The organism is Bacillus sp. SIMBA_154 (assembly GCF_046536015.1).
In the GTDB taxonomy this organism is placed as follows: Bacteria; Bacillota; Bacilli; order Bacillales; family Bacillaceae; genus Bacillus; species Bacillus pumilus_P.
Window position 1 is genome coordinate 1 of sequence record NZ_JAWJBV010000692.1, and the last position, 234, is coordinate 234.

Consider the following 234-nt stretch of genomic DNA (forward strand, 5'->3'; position numbering starts at 1 on the left):
TCCTCGATCTCTCTCTCTACTTCACGTTTGACGCGCTCCGCCTCAAGGACGTGAAACTGCCGGATATGGGTATACCATTCATTAATTTTGAGCCCGACAAAAGAGGACGGAATAGTCTGCTTCATCCTCAATAAATCCCCCCTTTTGGAATGACCGAGATATGTCATATTTTATCATATTTGCTAGAAAAAGAAGAACGCAAAAAGACCGCAATTGTCGAATTTCGGATATCCG

Annotated in this window: 1 protein-coding gene; it reads right to left on the minus strand. The window is 43.2% G+C overall.

The window, feature by feature from the left end; all coding sequences use genetic code 11:
* The coding region (locus tag R0K30_RS23635; RefSeq protein ID WP_486304044.1) for a response regulator aspartate phosphatase at positions 1–131 on the minus strand (131 nt) is incomplete at its 3' end.
* Positions 132–234 lie beyond the last annotated feature (103 nt).